This window comes from Streptosporangium amethystogenes (assembly GCF_000721075.1).
GTDB lineage: Bacteria > Actinomycetota > Actinomycetes > Streptosporangiales > Streptosporangiaceae > Streptosporangium > Streptosporangium amethystogenes.
Genome location: NZ_JOEQ01000004.1, coordinates 178600 through 200602, shown reverse-complemented (window position 1 = coordinate 200602; position 22003 = coordinate 178600). Strand labels below are relative to the sequence as shown.

At 70.1% G+C, this 22003-nt stretch carries 20 protein-coding genes and 1 pseudogene; 10 read left to right on the top strand and 11 right to left on the bottom strand.

Going from position 1 to position 22003, the window contains the following annotated elements:
• Positions 1 to 16: 16 nt before the first annotated feature.
• From IG98_RS0105700 to IG98_RS48385, 7 genes and pseudogenes are all read right to left on the bottom strand, one after another.
• Entirely contained in the window at positions 17 to 1633 is a 1617-nt protein-coding gene (locus IG98_RS0105700; protein WP_425427986.1) for an aldehyde dehydrogenase family protein, read from the bottom strand.
• Positions 1634 to 2169: 536 nt separating this feature from the next.
• Positions 2170 to 2502 (bottom strand): annotated as a pseudogene (locus IG98_RS0105690) (helix-turn-helix domain-containing protein); the annotation flags it as partial.
• A gap of 389 nt (positions 2503 to 2891) precedes the next feature.
• Positions 2892 to 3551 (bottom strand): endonuclease NucS, encoded by a 660-nt coding sequence (gene nucS, locus IG98_RS0105685; protein ID WP_030906521.1) that lies wholly within the window; start codon positions 3549 to 3551, stop codon positions 2892 to 2894.
• Positions 3552 to 3679: 128 nt separating this feature from the next.
• Complete coding sequence (locus tag IG98_RS0105680; RefSeq protein WP_030906519.1) at positions 3680 to 4834, bottom strand: ABC transporter permease; 1155 nt, start codon at positions 4832 to 4834, stop codon at positions 3680 to 3682.
• Positions 4831 to 5709: an ABC transporter ATP-binding protein gene (locus IG98_RS0105675; RefSeq protein WP_030906517.1), complete on the bottom strand. Its 879-nt coding sequence runs from the start codon at positions 5707 to 5709 to the stop codon at positions 4831 to 4833. Before IG98_RS0105675 ends, IG98_RS0105680 begins: the two co-directional genes overlap by 4 nt.
• Positions 5706 to 6029 (bottom strand): winged helix-turn-helix domain-containing protein, encoded by a 324-nt coding sequence (locus tag IG98_RS0105670; protein ID WP_037969444.1) that lies wholly within the window; start codon positions 6027 to 6029, stop codon positions 5706 to 5708. Before IG98_RS0105670 ends, IG98_RS0105675 begins: the two co-directional genes overlap by 4 nt.
• Positions 6026 to 6484 carry a hypothetical protein gene (locus IG98_RS48385; protein ID WP_037969443.1) on the bottom strand — a complete coding sequence of 153 codons (459 nt, stop codon included), beginning with the start codon at positions 6482 to 6484 and terminating at the stop codon, positions 6026 to 6028. Before IG98_RS48385 ends, IG98_RS0105670 begins: the two co-directional genes overlap by 4 nt.
• A 169-nt stretch (positions 6485 to 6653) precedes the next feature.
• Between IG98_RS48385 and IG98_RS0105665 the strand changes: the two genes are divergently transcribed.
• The 4 genes from IG98_RS0105665 to IG98_RS0105650 all read left to right on the top strand — a co-directional run bounded on the left by IG98_RS0105665 (position 6654) and on the right by IG98_RS0105650 (position 10126).
• A complete protein-coding gene (locus IG98_RS0105665) occupies positions 6654 to 8120 on the top strand; it encodes a 3-hydroxyacyl-CoA dehydrogenase family protein (protein WP_030906513.1) in 1467 nt (488 codons plus the stop codon).
• The gene (locus tag IG98_RS0105660; RefSeq protein ID WP_030906511.1) at positions 8117 to 8437 is read left to right on the top strand and encodes a hypothetical protein; all 321 of its coding nucleotides are present in this window, start codon (positions 8117 to 8119) and stop codon (positions 8435 to 8437) included. The genes IG98_RS0105665 and IG98_RS0105660 overlap by 4 nt, the downstream gene beginning before the upstream one ends.
• A gap of 34 nt (positions 8438 to 8471) precedes the next feature.
• On the top strand, positions 8472 to 9185 hold the full coding sequence (locus IG98_RS0105655; protein WP_030906508.1) for an alpha/beta hydrolase: 714 nt from the start codon (positions 8472 to 8474) through the stop codon (positions 9183 to 9185).
• Between the two features lie 149 nt (positions 9186 to 9334).
• Complete coding sequence (locus IG98_RS0105650) at positions 9335 to 10126, top strand: alpha/beta fold hydrolase (protein WP_030906505.1); 792 nt, start codon at positions 9335 to 9337, stop codon at positions 10124 to 10126.
• A 243-nt stretch (positions 10127 to 10369) separates the two neighbouring features.
• Here the strand turns inward: IG98_RS0105650 and IG98_RS0105645 are convergent, their stop codons facing one another.
• Together IG98_RS0105645 and mce are read right to left on the bottom strand one after the other, a co-directional pair.
• The gene (locus tag IG98_RS0105645; protein ID WP_030906502.1) at positions 10370 to 11650 is read right to left on the bottom strand and encodes a DivIVA domain-containing protein; all 1281 of its coding nucleotides are present in this window, start codon (positions 11648 to 11650) and stop codon (positions 10370 to 10372) included.
• Positions 11651 to 11807: 157 nt separating this feature from the next.
• Positions 11808 to 12269, bottom strand: coding sequence for a methylmalonyl-CoA epimerase (gene mce / locus IG98_RS0105640; protein WP_030906499.1), 462 nt, complete (start codon positions 12267 to 12269; stop codon positions 11808 to 11810).
• An 85-nt stretch (positions 12270 to 12354) separates the two neighbouring features.
• Between mce and IG98_RS0105635 the strand changes: the two genes are divergently transcribed.
• Together IG98_RS0105635 and meaB are read left to right on the top strand one after the other, a co-directional pair.
• Positions 12355 to 13542 (top strand): acetyl-CoA C-acetyltransferase, encoded by a 1188-nt coding sequence (locus tag IG98_RS0105635; RefSeq protein WP_030906496.1) that lies wholly within the window; start codon positions 12355 to 12357, stop codon positions 13540 to 13542.
• Between the two features lie 2 nt (positions 13543 to 13544).
• Complete coding sequence (gene meaB / locus IG98_RS0105630) at positions 13545 to 14492, top strand: methylmalonyl Co-A mutase-associated GTPase MeaB (RefSeq protein WP_425427992.1); 948 nt, start codon at positions 13545 to 13547, stop codon at positions 14490 to 14492.
• Positions 14493 to 14614: 122 nt separating this feature from the next.
• Here meaB and IG98_RS0105625 read toward each other — a convergent pair whose 3' ends face one another.
• Both IG98_RS0105625 and IG98_RS0105620 read right to left on the bottom strand, forming a co-directional pair.
• Positions 14615 to 15292 carry a DUF4230 domain-containing protein gene (locus IG98_RS0105625; RefSeq protein WP_030906488.1) on the bottom strand — a complete coding sequence of 226 codons (678 nt, stop codon included), beginning with the start codon at positions 15290 to 15292 and terminating at the stop codon, positions 14615 to 14617.
• A gap of 55 nt (positions 15293 to 15347) precedes the next feature.
• A complete protein-coding gene (locus IG98_RS0105620; RefSeq protein WP_211263886.1) occupies positions 15348 to 16772 on the bottom strand; it encodes a hypothetical protein in 1425 nt (474 codons plus the stop codon).
• Between the two features lie 291 nt (positions 16773 to 17063).
• On the opposite strand from IG98_RS0105620, the gene IG98_RS0105615 reads away from it, so the two are divergent.
• The 4 genes from IG98_RS0105615 to IG98_RS0105600 all read left to right on the top strand — a co-directional run bounded on the left by IG98_RS0105615 (position 17064) and on the right by IG98_RS0105600 (position 21935).
• Complete coding sequence (locus tag IG98_RS0105615; protein ID WP_051751629.1) at positions 17064 to 17603, top strand: MarR family winged helix-turn-helix transcriptional regulator; 540 nt, start codon at positions 17064 to 17066, stop codon at positions 17601 to 17603.
• A 68-nt stretch (positions 17604 to 17671) separates the two neighbouring features.
• Complete coding sequence (gene icmA / locus IG98_RS0105610) at positions 17672 to 19339, top strand: coenzyme B12-dependent isobutyryl-CoA mutase large subunit (protein ID WP_030906479.1); 1668 nt, start codon at positions 17672 to 17674, stop codon at positions 19337 to 19339.
• Positions 19340 to 19385: 46 nt separating this feature from the next.
• Positions 19386 to 20321: a tetratricopeptide repeat protein gene (locus tag IG98_RS0105605; RefSeq protein ID WP_030906476.1), complete on the top strand. Its 936-nt coding sequence runs from the start codon at positions 19386 to 19388 to the stop codon at positions 20319 to 20321.
• A gap of 201 nt (positions 20322 to 20522) precedes the next feature.
• On the top strand, positions 20523 to 21935 hold the full coding sequence (locus IG98_RS0105600; protein WP_030906473.1) for an NAD-dependent malic enzyme: 1413 nt from the start codon (positions 20523 to 20525) through the stop codon (positions 21933 to 21935).
• Positions 21936 to 22003 lie beyond the last annotated feature (68 nt).

The window sequence follows — 22003 nt, the reverse complement described above, 5'->3', positions numbered from 1 at the left end:
AAGGGGCATTGTGCTATTACCTACGTCGTCCATGCAAGAAGGTGACAAGCCTGACCAGTCGGTCAAGTTCCTTCTGGCTACGGGTGAACGAGGTGAGGTTCATCCCGGGCAGCGCGAAGCGCTGACGGGAGACGGCCTTGGGACGGGCGAACTCCCGCAGCCCGTCCGCGCCGTGAATACGGCCGAAGCCGGAGTCTCCGACCCCGCCGAACGGCAGTGCGGGGATCGACGCGAAGGAGATGATCGAATTGATCGCGGTCATCCCGCCGCGCATCCGGCGAGCGAGTTCCAGAGCCCGCCGGGTGTTTCCCGAGAAGACGGTCCCGGCCAGGCCGTACGCGGTGGCGTTGGTCTTCTCCAGTGCCTCCTCCACATCGGCGACCCGCTTCACCGTCACCGTCGGGCCGAACGTCTCCTCGCGGACCGCGGAGGAGTCCTCGGGCACGTCCTCGACGATCACCGGGTCGACGAAGGGCGCCCGGACCGAGCCGGTCCCGCCCAGCACGGCCCTGCCGCCCGCGACCGCGTCGTCGATATGCCGCCGGATGATGTCCAGCTGGGCGGGCATGGTGATCGGGCCGTAGTCGCGTCCGGCCTTCACCTGCCCGGCCCGATCGGTGAGCTCCTTCATGAAGGCGTCGTAGACCGCGTCCACCACGTAGATCCGCTCCACCCCGACGCAGGTCTGGCCCGCGTTGGACAGCGCGCCCCACAACGCCGCGTCCGCGGCGGCGGGCAGGTCGGCGTCGGCGTCCACGATCAGTGCGTCCTTGCCGCCGCACTCGGCGACCAGCGGCGTCAGGTTCGTCGCGCACGCGGCCATCACCCGCTTGGCGGTGGCGGTCGAGCCGGTGAAGGCGATCTTCGCCACCTCGGGGTCCCCCGCCAGGGCCGCGCCGGTCTCGCCCAGCCCGGTGATGGTCTGGAAGACCTGGTGCTCCGGTACCGCCTCGGTGAACAGGGTGGCCAGTAGCACGCCCACGCCCGGGGTCAGCTCACTGGGCTTGAACACCACGGCGTTCCCCGCGGCCAGCGCGTAGGCGATCGATCCCATCGGGGTGAACACCGGGTAGTTCCACGGCCCGATTACCCCGACCACTCCCAGCGGCAGGTACTCCAGGGTGGCCGCGATGTTGGCGCCGACCAGTCCGGGGGAGACCCGCCGCATCCCGAGCACCTTGTGCGCGTTCCTGGCGGCCCAGTCGAGGTGGGTGATGGCCAGGACGACCTCCAGGGTGGCGTCGGCCTCGGGCTTGCCCGTCTCCTCATGGACGAGGCGGGCGATCCTGGTCAGATCACGCGCGAGGATCGCCTTGTAGTCGAGCAGTCGACGCCTGCGCTCGGCCCGGTCCAGCCCGGCCCACCACGCGGCGGCGGTTCCGGCCTCCGCCACGGCGGCGCGTACCGCCGCGGCGTCCTGGATCGGGTGGGTGCCGACGACAGCACCGGTGGCCGGGTCGAGAGAGTCGAAGGTGCGCTGTCCGGTCGCCGTGGTCAAGGTCGTCTCCTCTGTGCCGTGACGGGTGCCCTGGAAGGCGAAACGCCGCTCGGGGGAGGTCGGCGCCCGCCGGAAAGGCGAGATGCCCGCCGCCCCGGCTGCGAGCAGCGGACCGTACGGGCACGTTCCGCTCACGATAGACCGGAAGTCGTTGCGCAGTAAACAATTACTTACAAGCTGGACCGTCCACTTGCCGGGGCGGTGTCCGCCGCCCGATGCCGCCGGTCGTCGACACCACCGGTGGGGATCCCCACGGGGCCGTGACCTGCGGGGATCCGTTCGAACGACGAGGCCGTCGGTGCGAAGACGTGCACGGCCCCGAATTCCGCGGAACGCATCTTCACCAGGAAAATCTCCGGACTGTCACCGAGGACCTTCAAGGGCGCCGGTATCCGCGAGATGTGGTCATGCCGGAAGTCGAAGCGCTTACCCACGGGAACGTCCCCGGTATGTATCGCGTTTTGCGCAGTTCCCCCTGTACGCGAAATGATGTGCTAAAAACACTGTCAATCGCTGATAGACAGTGTCATGTGATATATGGCGGGTTGGCTTTCGGGGAAATGGTCGGCCGGTTTCCGGAGACCCGGTAGCGACATGGGTCGAAAGCCGCGAGGAATCCAGCACCGTGAGTAATGATCCCAGATGGACCGGAGTCAATGCGGAATGCGGGACTAACGGACGAGCAGTCCACGGTCCAGCGCCGTGGTCACGGCGGCGGTGCGGTCGGAGACGCCGAGCTTGCCGAAGACGCGCAGCAGGTGGGTCTTGACGGTGGCCTCGCTGATGAACAGGGCCTTGCCGATCTCCGCGTTGGTCAGCCCCCCGGCCACCAGGGAGAGCACCTCTGCCTCGCGCGGCGACAGCGACTCGGTCACCGGCGCACGCATCCGGGTGACCAGCCTGGTCGCCGCCGACGGGGACAGTACCGTCTCGCCTTGCGCCGCGGAGCGGATCGCGGCGAGCAGGTCCGCTCTGGAGGTGTCCTTCAGCAGGTATCCCGCGGCGTGGTCAGGCCCCGCACTCTTACCGCTGTGCTCATGTCCCAAGCCTCGCGCCCGCCCGGGTTTCGCGGCACCAACGTTCGGTTGAACCCGGTGTCCACCGTTCGGAGGACACGGCCCGGCTGGTGTCCACAGCCGAAGGCGGGCATTTTCCACCGTGTCATGCTCCGGGGGGCGACCTCGGAACGGATCTCCCACTACCGGGTACGGGATCGCCGCCGATCACGCACCAGACGACCCTGCCGTCGGTAACCGGCCACCGGTAGCCCCAGTTTCGGCTCATCAGCTCGACGAGCAGCGGGCCGCGACCGCCTTCCTCGTCCTCTTCACGCCCCTCGAATGGGACGCGTTCCTGGACGGGGCGGCCGTGGGGAATTCGACCCGGCACCTGCTCAGAACAGGGTGTCGTTGCGCTCGATGCCCCGTAGCTTGTCGTAGTCGAGGGTGACACAGTCGATGCCGCGATCGGCGGCGAGCACGCGGGCCTGCGGCTTGATCTCCTGGGCGGCGAAGATACCCCGTACCGGGGCGAGCAGCGGGTCGCGGTTGAGTAGTTCCAGGTAGCGGGTGAGCTGCTCGACACCGTCGATGTCGCCGCGCCGCTTGAGCTCCACGGCCACTGTCGCGCCCGTGTGGTCGCGGCAGAGGATGTCCACCGGGCCGATCGCCGTCATGTACTCGCGGCGGACCAGGGTCCAGCCCGCGCCCAGGGTGGTGATGTGCTCGGCGAGCAACTCCTGCAGGTGGGCCTCGACCCCGTCCTTGATAAGCCCCGGGTCCACGCCCAGCTCGTGGCTGGTGTCGTGGATGATCTCCTCCATGGTGAGGACGAGCTTCTCGCCGGTCTTGCCGTGGGTCACCGTCCAGGTGCCCTCCTCCTCGCGGAGTTTGCACGGCGGGTTCATCCAGTTCAGCGGCTTGAAGGCCCGGTCGTCGGCATGGATGGAGACGCTGCTGTCGGCCTTGATGAGGATGAGCCGAGGCGCCATCGGAAGATGGGCGGTGAGCTTCCCGACGTAATCCACGCTGCACCGCGCGATGACCAGACGCATGACCGAAGCCTATCGGCCCGGCGGCGCCCCGATCCCCGGGTTCCGGGCACGGCGGCGGCGCCACCGCACCGCCCGCGTCCGTACGGGTGAGCCGCCCCCGCTCACCCGTACGGCTTGGGGGAGCACGGTCAGCGGACCACCTCGGTGAGTTTGACGCGGCCCCCCGTGCGCAGCACGGCGCGCTGGTAGATGCGCGCGCCGAGCAGCAGTGTGCCCACCGTCGCCAGGAGCATCAGGACCGCCGCCACCGCGATCTCCCAGGCGAGCACCTCGCCCCCGGCCATCCGGACCGGCATGACCATCGAGGAGAACGGCGGCACCAGCGACAGGATCCTGGCCACCGCGCTGCCGGGCTGGACCGCGGAGAAGTAGGCCACCAGGTAGGTGATCGTCATGAGCATCGTCATCGGCGTCAGCACACTGTTCGCGTCCTCCTGCCTGGACACCAGCGACCCGAGCGCCGCCGCCAGCGCGGCGAAGAACGCGTAACCGAGGATGAACCAGAACAGGGTGCTGATCACGATGCCGGTCATGCCCGGGGGCAACTCGGCCACGAAGCCGGTCGCCACCGCCGCGCCGAGACCAGCCAGGATGATCACGACGAGGTTGGCCAGCGCGAGGGTGCCCAGCCCCAGGATCTTGCCGCCGAGTAGCTGCCAGGGGCGGATCGAGGTCAGCAGGATCTCCACGATCCGGCTGCCCTTCTCCTCGATCACCCCCATGGCGACGTACATGGAGGAGTAGATGAGCAGGAAGAACAGGACCATGACCAGCAGGGACGCGATGCCCACCCGCACGCTCGCGTAGCGGGCGTCGGCGCCGACCGAGACCTGCTCCAGGGGGGTGACCCGCATCGCCTGGGCGACCTTGGCCGCGTCCAGGCCCGCGTCGGCCAGCTGTCTCTGGGTCTGGACGGTCTGGTGCGCGCTCTCCAGCAGCAGGCCCAGCTCGCGGTCGACCTCGCCGTCGGCGAGCACCCTGCGGCCGTCCACCACCGCGGCGTCCACGTCGCCGGCGTTGACCGCGTCGCTCGCGGCGGCCTCGTCGGGGAACTCCCTGACGGCGATCGTCATCTCCTTGGCCGGGCCGGTCAGGGCCGGCTGCAGCGCCTGTGACTGCCCTCCGACGAGCCCCACGGTGTAGGAGTCGGGCCCCGAGAAGAGTTTGGGCAGGAACGCGAGCGCGGCGACCAGCACGGCGCTCACCACCAGCCCGATGACGAACGCCTTCGTACGGCCGCGCGTGATGATCTCCCGTTGCGCGACCAGCCACAGCCCGCTCACGCGACCGCCTCCCTGAAGATCTCGGTGAGTGTGGGCCGTTGCCAGCCGAAGTGCTCGACCTTTCCGGCCTTGACCGCGAGGTGCAGGATGTCCTGGCCGTCGCCGTCCACGTCCGAGACGAGGGCCTCGTCGCCGTTCTCGACGACCTCACCCGGCAGGGACGCGGCCCAGCCCGGGGAGGCGCCCCTGACGACCACCCTGAGCCGGCCGCGTCCCTCCCGGTCGCGTAGGTCGTCGACGGTGCCGCTGGCCACCATGCGGCCGGCGGAGATGATGCCGACCGAGTGGCAGAGCCGCTCGACGAGGTCCAGCTGGTGGCTGGAGAAGAGCACGGGCACGCCCGCCTCGCACCGTGCGGCGAGCACCCCGGCCAGCGCGTCGACGGCGAGTGGGTCGAGCCCGGAGAAGGGCTCGTCCAGCACGAGCACCTCGGGGGTGTGCACCAGTGCCACCGCGAGCTGCACGCGCTGCTGGTTGCCCAGGGAGAGCGCGTCCACCGTGTCGTTCGCGCGTTCGGTGAGCGAGAGCTGTTCGAGCAGGTCGCCGGTGGCCTTCTTCGCCCCGCTCGCGGTCAGGCCGCTGAGCCTGCCGAAGTACTCGACCTGCTCGGCGACCCGCATCTTCTGGTAGAGGCCGCGCTCTTCTGGCATGTAACCGAACCGGCGCCGGTCTTCGAACGTCAGGGGCCGTCCGTCGCGGAGCACCGAGCCCGAGTCGGCGGTCAGCACGCCCATCAGGATGCGCATCGTGGTGGTCTTGCCGGCGCCGTTGGCTCCGACGAAGCCGAACATCTCGCCCGGTCTCACGGAGAACGTCACCCCGTCCAGGGCGGTCTTGTCGCCGTATCGTTTGTGCAGATCGTTTATCTCGATCATGGGGGAGGTCCCTCGGTAAGGCGTCTCAGCACGGAGACGTAGTCATGGAACGCCCGGCGGCCCTCGTCGGTGAGGGCCAGCCAGGTGCGTGGGCGTTTACCCACGAAGGCCTTCTCCACGCGCACGTAGCCGGCCTCCTCCAAGGTGATGACATGCTTGGAGAGCAGGGAGTCGCTGACCTCGATGGTGTCGCGGAGGAAGCGGAACTCGGCCCGGTCGGTGGCCGCCAGAGCGGCCATGATCGACAGTCGGACGGGCGCGTGGATGACGTCGTCAAGGTCGTGCCGGGGGTGCGAGCCCGTAGCACTCGCGCCGCTCACCGCTCCGCCCGCAGCACGCGCCAGGCCGCGTAGCAGGGCGGGACGCTCGCGCAGGCCGCCAGTGCGATCAGCGTCGCGCTCCAGCCTGGGTCCGGGTCGTCGGGGCGGAAGAACGTCCCGAACACGAACACGGCCAGGAAGGCGACGAGGTAGGTGACCGTCACCGGCCCGGTGGTCCTGTTGGCCCAGGTGACCTCGCGGTCCTCGATGCCCATGCGGGCGAGGTGCCAGGTGAACACGACGGTCAGCGCCACCCACGCCACCCCGGCCACGGCCCGGGACCAGGTGGGGCCGAGATACATGATCGGCCAGTATCCGATCGTGCTCAGGCCGAGGAGCGCGTAGAGCAGGCCTGCGACGCGTGCCGGCCGCCGGGTGCGCCGGTCGACCTCGCCGATCTGCCGCAGAGCCTCCTCCGGGGTGAGGTCGTCTCCCCTGACTCCTCCAGTCTTCATGAAGTCGAATACTAATCACTACTCAACTCCCATTCAAGTACTTTCTTTCGGCTCTCGGGATGTCCGACCGGCTTTTGGGTAGCCGATCCCTCTCTGGGAGACTGTTGCGGTTCAAGGAGCGGGCGGTTTGTCGCGCGGAGCGGGATCCGCGAACAGGGTGGAGAGAACGATGAGGGGCAGTTTCGAGACGGTCGGCGTGGTCGGCCTTGGCACGATGGGCGCCGGGATCGCCGAGTGCTTCGCCCGTGCCGGCATCGCCGTGATCGGCGTGGAGGCCGGTCCGGAGGCGTTGACCCGAGGCCGAGGCCACCTGGAGGGCTCCACGGGCCGCGCGGTCGCCAAGGGCAGGCTGAGCGAGGCCGAGAGGTCGGAGATCCTCGGCAGGGTGACCCTCACCACCTCGCTGGAGGACCTCGCGGACGCCGACCTGGTGATCGAGGCCGTGCCGGAGGTCATGGACTTCAAGCGGGCGCTCTTCACCGACCTGGACCGGATCTGCAAGCCGTCCACGGTGTTCGCCACCAACACCTCCTCGCTCTCGGTCACCGCGATCGCGGCCACCACCGGCCGTCCCGGCCGGGTGATCGGCATGCACTTCTTCAACCCGGCCCCGGTCATGAGACTGGTCGAGGTGATCCACACGCTGGTCACCGACGACGGCCTGGCCGACGAGGTCGCCGATCTCGCGCACCGGCTCGGCAAGACCCCGGTGACCGTCGGCGACCGTGCCGGGTTCGTGGTCAACCGGCTCCTGTTGCCCTACCTCAACCATGCCGCCGTCCTGCTGGAGAACGGCGTGGCCACCCGCGACGACATCGACACCGCGATGCGGCTCGGCGCGGGGCTGCCGATGGGTCCCTTCGCCCTGCTCGACCTGATCGGCCTGGACACCTCCTACGAGGTGATGAACGTGCTGTTCAAGGAGAGTCCCGACCGCCGTCACGCCGCCGCGCCGATCCTGCGTGAGCGGGTCTCGGCCGGACTGCTCGGCCGCAAGGCGGGTGGCGGTTTCCACCGGGCCTCCGAACCGGTGGCACCGACGGCGGACGAGCCCTCGGTCGGCCTGGTCGCGGTGCTGGGCGAGGGGGGCGACGCCTTCGCCGCCAGGCTCTCCGCCGCGGGCCTCAAGATCGTGCCGGTGGAGGACGCGGAGGTGGTCGTCGCACTGTCCAGCGTTCCGGTCGTCGAGCTGGCCCCCGGGCTCCCGCACCCCGAGCGCCTGGTCGGCCTGCACCTGGTGGGCGACCAGGTCGCCGAGGTCGCCTCCACAGCGCTCACCGGGCCCGAGGTCGCGCGCGCCGCGGGGGGGCTGGTCCGGCTCGTCGGCCTGGTTCCGGTGCCGTGCCGGGACAGGGCCGAGTTCGTGGTCGACGCGCTGCTGTACCCGTACCTCAACGACGCCGTCCGGATGTACGACTCCGGCTACGCGACCCGCGACGACATCGACAACGCGATGCGGCTCGGCTGCGGCTACCCGGCGGGACCGTTCGAGATGCTCGACGAGCTGGGCCTGGAGACCGTCCGCGACGGCCTGCGCGCCCTGTACGCGGAGTACCGCGAACCGTTCCTCGCCCCCGCACCGCTGCTGGAGCAGCTTGTCGCAGCGGGGGTCCGGAGCTTCCGAGACCTGCCGTGAGCCCGCGCAGGGCCCGCCGGGCCGACCCGTTCGACCGCGGCGGCAACCGGGGCCAGGCCCGCCCCTTCGGCGGTTCCGTGCCCGGTGTCGACCGGACGGAGGAGTGGCCCGACGGTGACTGGCAGGTGCGCCGGGTCACCGGTGGTGCGGCGGACAAGCTCTACCGCTGCCCAGGCTGCGACCAGGAGATCAGGCCGGGCCTGCCGCACCTGGTCAGCTGGCCCGCCTGGCAGGGTGGCGAGGAGGAGCGCAGGCACTGGCACACCGCGTGCTGGCGCAACCGGGTCAGGCGCGGTCCTGGCAGAAGCAGATACTGACCGGCGTGGATCGCCGGTCGTGGTGAGGAGAGACATGGAGATCCGGGCCTCTACGGTGCTGCCCGCGCGCAGGGAGCCGATCGAGCTGCACACCGGTGACGGGCTGACACTCGTCGGTGAGCTGGCCCTTCCCGCGGAGCGGCCTCCGGTGGCCACACTGGTCTGCCTGCACCCGCTGCCCACCCACGGCGGCATGATGGACAGCCACGTCTACAAGAAGGCGGCCAACCGGCTGCCCGCCCTCGCCGACCTGGCGGTGCTGCGGTTCAACACGCGCGGCACCACCTCCGAGCGGGGAACGTCCCAGGGGGCCTTCGGCAAGGGGGAGGACGAGCGCCTGGACGTCGCCGCGGCCCTGGAGTACGCCGACTTCCACGACCTGCCCCGGATCTGGCTGCTCGGCTGGTCCTTCGGTACCGAGCTGGTGCTCAAGTGGGGCCGCGACCCGCTGGTGGAGGGGGCGATCCTGCTCTCCCCGCCGCTGCACAGGGCAGGAGACACCGACCTCGACGGGTGGGCGGAGTTCGGGCGGCCGCTGACCGCGCTGGTTCCGGAGTTCGACGACTATCTCCGTCCCGAGCAGGCCCGCGAGCGCTTCGCCAGGGTGCCCCAGGCCGAGGTCGTCGGGGTGGACGACGCCAAGCACCTGTGGGTCGGCGAGCCGTACGTGCGGATCGTCCTCAACGAGATCGTGCTGCGGGTCAATCCGGCCGCCCACCCTCTCCCCACCGAGGTCGCCGGCTCGTAGGCACCCTGCCGGGTTCGGGCCCGTCCCGGAGTCCTCGTCGTCGTATCGCCTGCCGGGTCCCATTCGTTGACCGCGGAGTTACCACAACGTCATAAACGGTTGTGGAACCGGGGGTGCCAGATGAGGGCTCCGGGAATACGGTGGACGGCGTGCGGCTGTACACGCGATCGGCTGGAGAGGGGCTTCCGGTCGTCCTCCTTCACGCGTTCCCCCTGTCATCGGCCATGTGGCTGGCCCAGCGTGAGGGCCTGGCCGAGGTCTGCAAGGTCATCACCCCCGATCTGCGCGGCTTCGGCGGCTCGGTGCTGGGCGGGGACGACCCCTCCCTCGACGTGATGGCCGACGACGTCGTGCGCCTGCTGGACAGCGAGGGCGTCGACCGCGCGGTCGTCGGCGGCCTGTCCATGGGCGGCTACGTGACGATGGCCCTGTGCCGCCGCCACCCCGACCGGCTGCTGGGGGTGATCCTCGCCGACACGAAGGCGGGCGCCGATCCGGAGGCCGCGAGATCCAACCGCGAGCGGATCGCCGCCGCGGTGCTTCAGGAGGGTGCCTCCGTCCTGCTGACGGAGTTGCTGCCGGGGCTGGTCGGGCAGACCACGGTGCGGAGCAGGGCGATGGTGTTCGGCCGGGTGCGCGGGCTGGTCCAGTCGGCTCCGCCGATGGCCGCGGCCTGGGCGCAACGGGCCATGGCCGGTCGTCCCGACTCCTTTGACACGCTGCGGGGGATCAAGACGCCGGTCCTGGTGATCGTGGGCGAGGAGGACGAGATCACCCCGCCCGCGGAAGCGGACGCGATGGTCGAGGCGGTGCCCGACGGGCGGCTGGCCGTCATCGAGAAGGCCGGCCATCTCAGCGCGATCGAGCAGCCCGAGGCGTTCAACCGGGCGGTGTCGGGCTTCATCACCGAGCTTGCCGGGGGATCGTCACCTCGCGGATGAGCAGGGCGATCGCCGCGGCGACGGCGACCACCGGGGTCACGTCCACCGAGTGCTTCATCACGGCGGGGAAGCGGTCGAGAACTCGTACGGGACATCGGCGGGCACCGTGCGCAGGTCGCGCTTCGGGCCCTGCCGCTCCTGACGGTGGGTAAGAGAGGGCCGGTAGCCGAGAGAGCCTGGTGACCGTGAAGGTCACCAGGCTCTCTCGTCAGCCGTCGTCAACGCCCCGGAGTCGGCGGCCGCCTATTCCTGCCACCACTCCGCGTCGTCGTCCTTCTCCGCCCGGGCGGGCGTCGGAACCGGCTTCTCGGCACCGTTGGTGGCGGCGGGGATGGCCGGCTTCGGCGGGGCCGCGGTGATCGCGGGCTCCGGGTCGGCGGCCGGAAGCGGCGCGCCACCGAGCAGCTGGCGCAGCTGCGCGAGGTGGCTGGTGATGCTGTCGCGCTGGCGGGTCAGTTCGTCGACCTGGCGCTGGGCGACAGAACGGCTCCGCTCGGACTCCGACTTGGCCTCGGAGACGATGGACTCGGCGCTCGACTTGGCCTCGGACACGACCTGGTCGGCGTTCTTACGCGCGTTGGCCAGCAGCTGCTTGGCGTGCGTGTCGGCCTCGCGGCGGGTCTGCTCGGCCTGCTGAGTGGCCTTGGTGGCGCGCTGCTCGGCGGTGGCCGCACGCTGCTCGGCCTCGGCGACCAGCTTCTGGGTGGCGGCCTGCGCGGTGGCGTGGCGCTCGGCCTCCTGGCGCTCGGCCTCCTCGCGCCGGGCGGCGAGCTGGATCTCGAACTCCGCCTCGTCCTGGGCCCGCTTGGCCTCGGACTCCTCAAGCACCCGCTGGGCCTGGGCGCGCATCTCGTCGGCCTGGCGCTTGGCGGTGGTGAGGACCTCGTCACGCTCGCGCTTGGTCGAGGCGCGCAGCTGGGCCACCTCGCGCTCGGTGGTGGTGCGCAGCTTGGCGATCTCGCGCTCGGCGTCGGCGCGCTTCTCGGCCACCTCGTGGTCGGCGGTGGCCCGCAGCTTGGAGACCTCGCGCTCGGTGGTGGCGGTCAGCTCGTCGGCCTCGCGGCGGGCGGTCGAGCGGATCTCCTCGGCCTCGCGCTCCGCGGTGGTGCGCATCTCGTCGACCTCGCGGGTGGCGAGGGCACGCTTCTCCGCGGCCTCGTTCTCCGCGGCGGCGCGCAGGTCGGCGGCCTCGACCTTGGAGGCCGCCTTGATCTCGTTCGCCTCGGACCTGGCTGCCTGGACCAGCTCGGTCGCCTGTTCCTCCGCCAGGCGGAGCAGTTGCTCGATCCGGGCGCCGAGGCCGGAGTAGGTCGGGCGCTCCTGCTCCTGAAGCTGGCGCTGGGAGTCGGTCAGATCCCGCTGCAGGTTCTGAACCTGCTCCCGGAACTGCCGAACCTCGCCGTCGAGTTGCTTCAGATGGTCGTGGACCTGGTGCCGGTCATAGCCCCGGAGCACCACGTCGAATTCCCGAGCGGGGGCGTCTTCAAAGAAGTTGTTGAGCTGGGCGTCGATGTCGGACTGCATGGAGGCTCGATCCTGGGTTGTCGAGACGGCTACACGGGCCGGACGGGGGTTTCAGGCATCCGAAGCGGGAGCCGGGGCGGGATCCACGTCCGGTGGTACGCCAGCGTACTCCGCCGTTGCCGAGTTGGCGGTCTCGTCCGACTTTATGCGCGACTTGTTACGTATCGGCGTTTCTTGCATTCGACATGGTCCCGGCTTGCCTTTCCGGAGCCTGTACGAGTTCGGTAAGCATTCCCCCCACGTCTTTGGGGTGAAGAAAGGCGATGGACGAACCCATGGAGCCGTGGCGCGGCCGTTCGTCGAGCAGCCGGACGCCCCGGCCGCCGATCGTGTCCAGGGCATGCACGACATCCGGAACGCCGAAGGCGACATGATGCACACCTTCCCCGCGCTTCGCGAGAAATTTACCGACCGGCGTGTCGGGGCTGAGCGGTTCGAGGAGCTGGATATAGGATCCACCGCCCTCGCCGTCGGCGATGTGCAGCATCGCCTCCTTCACCCCCTGCTCGGCGTTCACCTCGCGGGCCACCACCGTGAGCTCGAAGGTCCGCTCGAAAAAAGCGATCTTCTCCTCAAGGTCGTGGCAGGCGATTCCCACGTGGTCGATGCGCATGAACATAGAGCCATCCTCCTTCAAGGTCACCGATGTGCCCATGGGTATGGTGGCAAAGTCGCTCCAAGCCCCGTCAGGGAGGCCCCCTGTTATGTCCGTTTCCGTCATCGTCTCCGGGGCTCGAACCCCCATCGGCCGACTGCTCGGCTCGTTGTCCGGCCTGTCGGCCGTCGAGCTCGGCGGCATCGCGATCAAAGCCGCGCTGGAGCGTTCCGGCGTCGCTCCAGAGGCAGTGCAGTACGTGATCATGGGACAGGTGCTCCAGGCGGGTGTGGGTCAGATGCCCTCCCGCCAGGCCGCCGTCGCCGCGGGCATCCCGATGTCCGTGCCGTCTCTGACCATCAACAAGGTCTGCCTGTCCGGCCTGGACTCCATCGCCCTGGCCGACCAGCTCATCCGGGCAGGTGAGTTCGAGATCGTGGTCGCGGGCGGCATGGAGTCCATGTCGAACGCCCCGCACCTGCTGCCCGGCCTGCGCAAGGGCGTGAAGTACGGCGCCGCCGGCATCATCGACTCGATGGCCTTCGACGGCCTCACCGACGTCTACGACCAGGTGGCCATGGGCGAGTCCACCGAGCGGCACAACGCGCGCTTCGGTGTGACCCGCCAGGAGCAGGACGAGTTCTCCGCCCGCTCTCACGCGCTCGCCGCCGCCGCGATCAAGAACGGGACCTTCGACGACGAGATCGTGCCGGTGGCGATCCCGCAGCGCAAGGGCGAGCCGACGGTCTTCTCCGCAGACGAGGGCGTGCGCGGGGACACCACGGTCGAGGTCCTGTCGCGGCTGCGACCGGCGTTCGCCAAGGACGGCACGATCACCGCCGGGTCCGCCTCACAGATCTCCGACGGCGCCTGTGCCGTCGTCGTGATGTCCAAGGCCAAGGCCGAGGAGCTCGGCCTTGAGTGGCTGGCCGAGATCGGCGCCCACGGCAACGTCGCCGGGCCCGACAACTCGCTCCAGTCCCAGCCGGCCAACGCGATCAAGCACGCCCTCGGCAAGCAGGGGCTCGTCGCCGGTGACCTCGACCTGGTGGAGATCAACGAGGCCTTCGCCCAGGTGGTCCTCCAGTCGGTCAAGGAGCTCGACGTCCCCCTCGACAAGGTCAACGTCAACGGCGGCGGCATCGCGGTCGGCCACCCGATCGGCGCCTCCGGCGCCCGCATCGTCCTCGCCCTCGCCTACGAGCTCAAGCGCAGGGGCGGCGGCCTCGGCGCGGCCGGCCTCTGCGGCGGCGGCGGGCAGGGTGACGCTCTGATCATCCGCGTTCCTCAGGCATGACCTTGGAGGTCTCCGACCTGGTCGCGATGGCCAGGGAGGGCCGACCCCGGGCCGTGGCCCGGTTGATCTCCATGGTCGAGAACGGTTCCCCCGGACTCAGGGAGATCACCGCGCTGCTCTGCGCCGACCGGCCACACCAGGCCCGGATCATCGGCCTGACCGGCCCGCCCGGTGTCGGCAAGTCGACCTCCACAGGGATGCTGGTCCACGTGTTCCGCAGGCGTGGCGTGCGGGTCGGCGTGCTCGCCGTCGACCCCTCCTCGCCGTTCACCGGCGGAGCGCTGCTGGGCGACCGGGTCCGGATGCAGGACCACGCCACCGATCCGGACGTGTTCATCAGGTCGATGGCGAGCAGGGGTCACCTGGGCGGGCTGTCGTGGGCCACGCCCCAGGCGCTGCGCGTCCTGGAGGCGGCCGGCTGCGAGGTCATCCTCGTCGAGACCGTCGGTGTCGGCCAGGCGGAGGTCGACATCGCCTCGCTGGCCGACACCACGGTCGTGCTGCTCGCCCCGGGGACGGGCGACGGCGTCCAGGCGGCCAAGGCGGGCATCCTGGAGATCGCCGACGTGTTCGTGGTGAACAAGGCCGACCGAGAGGGCGCCCAGGCCGCGATCCGCGAGCTCCGCAACATGATCGCTCTGGTCGACCGGCCCTGGAGACCGCCGATCGTGCCGACCGTGGCCCTGCGGGGGGAGGGTGCCGAGGAGGTGGTCGCGGCCCTCGACGGCCACCTGGCCTATCTGGAGGGGGCGGGCGAGCTCGTCCGCCGCCGCCAGGCCAGGGCCCGGGACGAGATCGAGGCGATCGCCCTCACCAGCCTGCGCTCCCGCTTCGCCGACCTGCACGGAGACCGGCGCCTCGACGCCCTCGCCACCCGCGTCCTGGACGCGGGACTCGACCCCTACACCGCGGCCGACGAGCTTCTGGCGGCGGTGGGGCGGCCGGGATGATCCCCCGCACTGCGCGGCGCACGGGTTCGCGGCGACCGCGAACCCTCACCGCGCTTCCTGGGTTTCCGAGGTGTCCCAAGGAGCGCGGCGCGCCGGCCGTCGAGGGCGGGGACGCGGGGGCGTCAGGTCTCGTCGGCGAACTTGACGATGACCTTCTCGAAGCCGAGACCCTTCAGCATGCCCTCGAGCATGATCTTGGTGTTCTGGTCGGCACGGTTGCGCAGATCGCTGGCCAGCGCGGCTTCGGCGATCTTCTTCTCGGCCAGCACGTAGAGTTCCTGCTGGTCCGAGGGGGAGGAGGACAGGAAGTCCTCGACCCGGTCCAGCAGGCCGCGCTGCTGGGCGTAGACGTAGGAGCGCTTGTTGTCGAGGTTCGGTTTCTCCAGCTGGGCGCGGGGCAGCCTGACCGTGACCTCGGTGCGGTCGGGGGAGACCGTCAGCCCGCCGTTGCCGATGCTGCCGAAGTCGACGTAGGCGTCGACGCCGCCGGCACCGACGAAGAGCGTCCGGCTGCCCTTGACCGCGTCGGGCAGGAAGGCGGCGTCCTTCTCCAGGTCGACCACGACCTGGAAGTTGCCGGTGGCGGCCTCGAAACGGCTGAGGTTGTGAATGGACTCCAGCAGCACGGGCTGGCTGCGGTCGATCGTGGTCTCGCCGAACGGGTTCAGCCACGACCAGGTCAGGCGAGCACCCACGACGAGAAGAACCATGACGACGAGCAGCCCGGCGAGGAAACGCCAGCGGCGCCTGCGAGGCGCCGCCTGGGGGGTCTCGGGCGGAGCTTCTTGGGAGGCTTTCACGAAGCTCTTCTTCCCCGGGGGCCGACCTTCTCACGCCGAGCCTATGCCGATCTTGTCAACCTCGTGGCGACGGCGGTGTGCCGCCTTCGGCGAAGGGGACACGCCACGGGGCGGACGGGATGCCCGTCCCGGGCGGCGGCGGCCCGCCGGGTGCCTGCCGGCCAGGGCCTGACCTGGGCTCAGGCCCGGTCGAGGTGCCTCCCGCGCCCTGCCCCGGCTGGCCGTACTGCCCTGTCTGGGCGGTCTGCCCGGACTGGCCGCCAAAGTGAGTGCTTTGTAACCGGCAGCCGGTGAAATCCGTGTAGTAGAGCCGGAGCCAGTCGCGCCGCTGGACGTCCGTGAGTCCCGAGAACCACGCCGCCGCGTACCGGTGCTCCGCGAGCGGCCCACCGGGAAGCGGCTCGCCCCGCAGCCACGCGGCCACGATGTCGCGGTAGCCCGCCGCGGGAGTGGTGTCACACCGCGCGGCCAGACCGTCGACGAACTCGTCGGCCGCCTTCTCGGCGAACCCCGCGGCCAGATCGTCCACGTGGATCGCGATCACGCCCGCGGAAAGGGTGGAACCATCACGCCTGGGGTGCTGCTCCACCCGGGAGAACTCCCCGGGTGTCCCGGCCAGCCGGGAGGCGATCTTGATGAACTCCGAGCCCAGTTCGGGTAGTCCGGCGCGCATCCCCGGGTGCACGCAGACCATGATCGGCCACTCCTGGCAGCTGTAGACGATCTGCTGGGCCGAGACCGGCTGCTCCTCGGTGAACAGGCGGGCCATGCCGGTCCCCGCCGCCAGCACCGCGATCAGCGCGGCGGCCAGCACCAGGGCCTGGCGCGTCACGACCGCGGCCCAGCCGAGCAGGAGCGCCGCACTGATCCCCACCAGCCAGAGCGTCTGGTCGGTGAACGCCGCCGCGTTCAGCCCCTGGAACGGGTCGTACGGCTCCCGCGTGGCGGGGGCGAGCCGGTCGGCCCAGGTCGGCCCGTGACACAGCCAGGTGAACAGGCTGTAGCAGCCGAGTCCGGCCAGGACCGGCGTGATCGTCCACGGCATCAGCCAGCCGATAACCCAGCCGATGACGACGTACAGCGCCAGCCCGGCCACGCCCATCACCAGGCCGCTGGGCAGCAGCCGCCCGGCCTGCTCGGTGATCATGGTTCTGACCGCCAGGACCATGACGGTGGCGGTGAACGCGCCACCCGTCACCACCAGGATCGCCAGCGGCGCCCGCACCGCCTGCCACGGGGTCAGCGATCGGCCACCCGTCCCGCGCCGCCTGCGCACCGCCACCCACGCGGCGAACGCGGCCGCCACCGGGCCGGTCAACCGGAGCGAGCCGATCACCGCGACGATGATGTTCTCCCACGCGCTGACACCGGGAACCAGGACGCTCCACGCCGCGACCACCCCGAGCACGAGCAGGATGGCGACCGCCATCAACCCGCTCTGCTGGAGTTCCTCGCGTGAAACGCCCCTGTGCTCACGCACCGGCGGGCGTGGTGAGAACCCACGCCGAGCCGGTGTAGCCGAAGTGCGTCCGGCGTTCGAACGCCGTCAAGTTGTCGTTCATCAAGCACCCCCCGTGCCGTGAATGTGCGGATGCCGGTCCCCTCGGCACCGGTCCGGCTCGCTTCCCCCGCAGGCCGGACTGAGTCAGCGTGGCCACTTGGCCACGGCCTCACCATTCGATGTGGGAACCATAACGGAGCGTGACGTTTGGCGTCCGGGTTCTTGGTGAAGCCATCAGGCCGGTGACTCTACGTATATGGGCGAATCGGGATGAGGCCGCGCTACCGTAGCCCTGTGGTTACCGGTCAGCTGAATCTCCCGTTTGACCCCATCGAACGTGCCGCGGAGACGTGGCGCGTTCACTTCGGGCCCTCCTCGGCCATGGCCGCCGTCACATCGATCATGAGAGCGCAGCAGATCCTGCTGTCGCAACTGGACACGCTGCTCAAACCGCATGACTTGACCTTCGCCAGGTACGAGGCCCTGGTGCTGCTGACCTTCAGCAGGACCGGGGCGCTGCCGCTCTCCAGGCTCGGCGAGCGTCTGATGGTCCATCCCACGAGCGTGACCAACACCGTGAGCCGCCTGGAAGGTGCCGGTCTGGTACGTCGCATGCCCAACCCCCGTGACGGCCGGGGGGTGCTCGCCGAGATCACCGACCGGGGGCGGGAGGTCGCCCGCGAGGCGACCGCCGACCTGATGGGGGCCGACTTCGCCATGCCGATGTACGGCGAGGACGAGCTGGACCAGATGTTCGACCTCCTCAGAACCCTCCGCGTCGCCGCCGGGGATTTTCTCGTCGAGAAGTAGTAGGGCGTCCTAGTATTTGTGTGAGGCCACAAGCCGGGGGTAAGCCGCTGCCGTACAGGGGGTTGGCCATGGACGCTGAGCAGGTCGAGGCGGGGCGTGCGCGCTGGCAGGCGCGGTTCGACGGGGCCCGCAGGCGTGAGGCCGGGTTCCGCACCCTGTCCGGGCTCGACGTCGAGCCGGTCTACGGTCCGGACGGCGGTGACCCGCGGATGGAGCGCATCGGCTGGCCGGGGGAGTTTCCCTTCACCCGCGGTCTGCATCCCACCGGTTACCGGGGCAAGCCATGGACCATCCGGCAGTTCGCCGGGTTCGGCAACGCGCGGCAGACCAACGAGCGCTACAAGATGATCCTCGCCGCGGGCGGTGACGGGCTGAGCGTGGCCTTCGACATGCCGACGCTGATGGGCCGCGACTCCGACGACCCGCGATCGCTCGGCGAGGTGGGCCACTGCGGCGTGGCGATCGACTCCGCGCTGGACATGGACCTGCTCTTCGAGGGCATCCCCCTCGGCGACATCACCACCTCGATGACGATCAGCGGTCCGGCCGTCCCGATCTTCTGCATGTACGCCGTCGCCGCCGAGCGGCAGGGGGTGCCGGTCACCAGGCTCAACGGGACCCTGCAGACCGACATCTTCAAGGAGTACACAGCGCAGAAGGAGTGGCTGTTCGCCCCCGAGCCGCATCTGCGGCTGATCGGCGACCTGATGGAGTTCTGCGCGGCGGAGGTCCCCGCGTACAAGCCGCTCAGCGTCTCGGGCTACCACATCCGCGAGGCCGGGGCCACGGCCGCCCAGGAACTGGCCTTCACCCTGGCCGACGGGTTCGGCTACGTGGAGCTCGGCCTGTCGCGCGGCCTGGACATCGACGTCTTCGCCCCCGGCCTGTCCTTCTTCTTCGACGCGCACATCGACTTCTTCGAGGAGATCGCCAAGTTCAGGGCCGCCCGGCGGATCTGGGCGCGGTGGCTGCGCGACGTCTACGGCGCGAAGACCGACAGGGCCCAGTGGCTGCGCTTCCACACCCAGACGGCGGGCGTGTCACTGACCGCGCAGCAGCCGTACAACAACGTGGTGCGTACCGCGGTCGAGGCGCTCGCGGCGGTGCTCGGCGGCACCAACTCGCTGCACACCAACGCGCTGGACGAGGTCCTCGCGCTGCCCTCCACGAGGGCGGCGGAGATCGCGCTCCGCACCCAGCAGGTGCTCATGGAGGAGACCGAGGTCGTCAACGTCGCCGACCCGCTCGGCGGATCCTGGTACGTGGAGGCGCTGACCGACCGGCTGGAGGCCGAGGCCGAGGCGATCTTCACGAGGATCCGGGAGATGGGCGTCGACGGCACGATGACCTCGGGCATCCTGCGCGGCATCGAGGACGGCTGGTTCATATCCGAGATCGCCGAGGCCGCCTTCGACTACCAGCGCAAGCTGGAGAAGGGCGAGAAGAGGGTCGTCGGGGTGAACTGCCACACGGCGTCCGTCGACGAGCCACTGGAGATTCTCCGGGTGGGTCACGAGGTCGAGCGCGAGCAGAACCGCGTCCTCGCCGAGCGCCGCGCCGCCCGTGACCAGGCGGCCGTGGACGCCGCCCTGGCCGCGATGAGGCAGGTGGCCGGGGGGAAGGGCGACATGATCCCCGCCATGCTCGACGCGGCCAGGGCCGAGGCCACGCTGGGTGAGATCTGCGACGTGCTGCGCGGTGAGTGGGGCGTCCACACCGAACCGGCACGTTTCTAGCGAGGCCGCGTCGGGGCACCGGCCGGGATACGGCAGGATTGGAACCATGAGCCCAGCGGACTTCACTCGACCCGGATCGCTCTACGGCGCCGTCGATCTCGGCGCTCGCAAGCAGGCACTGGAGGCACAGGCGCGGCGGGAGAGCGCCGCGCAGGAAACCGGCGGTGTTCCGGCGCCGGTCATCGATGTCGACGACGCCAACTTCGCGACCGAGGTCGTAGAACGCTCCATGAACAGCCTCGTGCTGCTGGAGCTCACCGTCACCCGCGCCGAGCAGGCCAAGCAGTACAGCCTGCTGCTGGAGAAACTGGCCGCCGAGAACGCCGGCCGGTGGATCCTGGCCAGGGTCGACGTTGAGATCAACCAGCAGATCGCGCAGGCGCTCCGGGTGCAGAACGTGCCCGCCCTGTACGCCATCTTCCAGGGACAGCCGGTGGCCGTGGTTCCGGGCATCGCCACCGAGCCGCAGCTCCGTGACTGGCTGTCGCAGCTCATGGAGGCACTGGCGCAGTATCTCCCGCCGCCCACCGAGGAGGACCAGGACAAGCAGGAGCAGCCGCAGGAGCCCCCGGTCGACCCGGACGTGCTCGCCGCCGAGCAGGCCGTCGACGCCGGTGACCTCGACGGCGCGGTGGCCGCGTACGAGCGGCTGCTGGCCCGTTCGCCGAACAACCAGGACGCGAAGCTGGGCCTGGCCGGGCTCGGCCTGATCCGCAGGACGCAGGACGTCGACCCGGCCGACCTGCAGAGCAGGCTGGCCGACCCCGCCGACATCGAGGCCCAGCTCCTGGCCGCCGACTTCGAGATGCTCTCCGGCGAGGTGGACAGGGCCTTCGACCGGCTCGTCGACGTGGTGCGCCGCACCTCGGGGGCCGAGCGGGACAGGGCCAGGGTGCACCTGCTCGGCCTGTTCGACACGCTCCCCGGAGACGATCCGTCCATCGCCAGGGCCCGCAGGAACCTGGCCAGCGCCCTGTTCTGAGCACCCCGCCTCCGAGTACCCGGCCCGGCGGCCCGCCCTCCGGGGCCGCCCTTGGTGACGAACGTCATGACGGGCCGGGGCGAGGTGTTCCGTGACCGCATGTACACCTGCGGGTCCACCACCTCCGGTGCGTACACACCCCTGGTGATGGCACGATGGAGGCAACCCAACTTAAGTTAGTCGCAAAGGAGCGGATCGGCTGTGGCCACCGTGCCGAGTGTGTCGTACTCCATCACCGTGCGCCTGGAGGTGCCCGCCGGCGGCAAGGCCGTCAGCCAGCTCACCCACGCGGTAGAGTCCGCCGGGGGTGTGGTCACCGCGCTCGACGTGACCACGGCCGGGCATGAGACGCTGCGCATCGACGTCACCTGCGCCGCGCGTGACACCGATCACGCGCAGGCGATCGTCGACAAGCTGGAGGGCGTCGAGGGCGTCGTCATCCACAAGGTCTCGGACCGGACCTTCCTCATGCACCTCGGTGGAAAGATCGAGATGCGGTCGAAGGTGCCACTGCGCAACCGTGACGAGCTCTCCATGGCGTACACGCCCGGCGTCGCCCGGGTCTCGATGGCCATCGCCCGCAATCCCGAGGACGCCCGCCGCCTGACCATCAAGCGCAACACCGTCGCCGTCGTCACCGACGGCTCGGCGGTGCTCGGCCTGGGCAACATCGGCCCGGCCGCCGGACTCCCCGTCATGGAGGGCAAGGCCGCGCTGTTCAAGCGGTTCGCCGACATCGACGCCTGGCCGATCTGCCTGGACACCCAGGACGTCGACGAGATCGTGCGGACCGTGCAGATCATCGCCCCCGGTTTCGGCGGCATCAACCTGGAGGACATCTCGGCGCCGCGCTGCTTCGAGGTGGAGCGGCGGCTGCGCGAGCTGCTGGACATCCCGGTCTTCCACGACGACCAGCACGGCACCGCGATCTGCGTGCTGGCCGCGCTCACCAACGCGCTGCGCGTGGTCGGCAAGGACCTGGGCGAGGTTCGCATCGCCCTCGCGGGCGCGGGCGCGGCCGGCACGGCGGTGCTGCGACTGCTGCTCGCGGCGGGCGCCCGCAACGTGGTCGTCTGCGACTACCTGGGCGCGGTGCACCGCGGGCGCCAGGACCTGGACGACTCGCTGCGGTGGATCGCCGACCACACCAACGCCGACGGCTACGCGGGTGACCTGCGCGGCGCGGTCAAGGGCGCCGACGTGTTCATCGGTGTGTCCGCGCCCGGCATCCTCAACGGCGACGACATCGCCACGATGGCCAAGGACGCCGTGGTCTTCGCGCTCGCCAACCCCGAGCCCGAGGTCTCGCCCGACATCGCCCGCGAGCACGCCGCCGTGGTCGCCACCGGCCGCTCCGACTATCCGAACCAGATCAACAACGTGCTGGCCTTCCCCGGCGTCTTCCGCGGTCTGCTCGACGCGCAGGCCACCGTGGTCAGCCAGGAGATGCTGCTGGCGGCGGCCAAGGCGCTGGCCGCCGTGGTGACCACCGAGGAACTCGGTCCCAACTACATCGTCCCCAGCGTGTTCCACCCGGACGTGTCGGGCGCCGTCGCGGCGGCGGTGCGCGAGTCGGCCGGCGGTCGTGCGCGTACGGGCATGACGGAGGCCTGAGGCCCGTTGTCAGGCCGTCGCCACCGTCCCGTTCCGCGGTCTTCGCTCCATGGAGTTCCCTCACGTGC

Bases quoted from the DNA above. Each gene is read 5' to 3' on its own strand.
- nucS (WP_030906521.1), bottom strand. From the start codon at position 3,551: ATGCGTCTGGTCATCGCGCGGTGCAGCGTGGATTACGTCGGGAAGCTC.
- IG98_RS0105635 (WP_030906496.1), top strand. From the start codon at position 12,355: ATGTCCGTTTCCGTCATCGTCTCCGGGGCTCGAACCCCCATCGGCCGA.
- IG98_RS0105665 (WP_030906513.1), top strand. From the start codon at position 6,654: ATGAGGGGCAGTTTCGAGACGGTCGGCGTGGTCGGCCTTGGCACGATG.
- mce (WP_030906499.1), bottom strand. From the start codon at position 12,269: ATGTTCATGCGCATCGACCACGTGGGAATCGCCTGCCACGACCTTGAG.
- IG98_RS48385 (WP_037969443.1), bottom strand. From the start codon at position 6,484: ATGAAGACTGGAGGAGTCAGGGGAGACGACCTCACCCCGGAGGAGGCT.
- IG98_RS0105645 (WP_030906502.1), bottom strand. From the start codon at position 11,650: ATGCAGTCCGACATCGACGCCCAGCTCAACAACTTCTTTGAAGACGCC.
- IG98_RS0105655 (WP_030906508.1), top strand. From the start codon at position 8,472: ATGGAGATCCGGGCCTCTACGGTGCTGCCCGCGCGCAGGGAGCCGATC.
- IG98_RS0105675 (WP_030906517.1), bottom strand. From the start codon at position 5,709: ATGATCGAGATAAACGATCTGCACAAACGATACGGCGACAAGACCGCC.
- IG98_RS0105605 (WP_030906476.1), top strand. From the start codon at position 19,386: ATGAGCCCAGCGGACTTCACTCGACCCGGATCGCTCTACGGCGCCGTC.
- IG98_RS0105615 (WP_051751629.1), top strand. From the start codon at position 17,064: ATGAGGCCGCGCTACCGTAGCCCTGTGGTTACCGGTCAGCTGAATCTC.
- icmA (WP_030906479.1), top strand. From the start codon at position 17,672: ATGGACGCTGAGCAGGTCGAGGCGGGGCGTGCGCGCTGGCAGGCGCGG.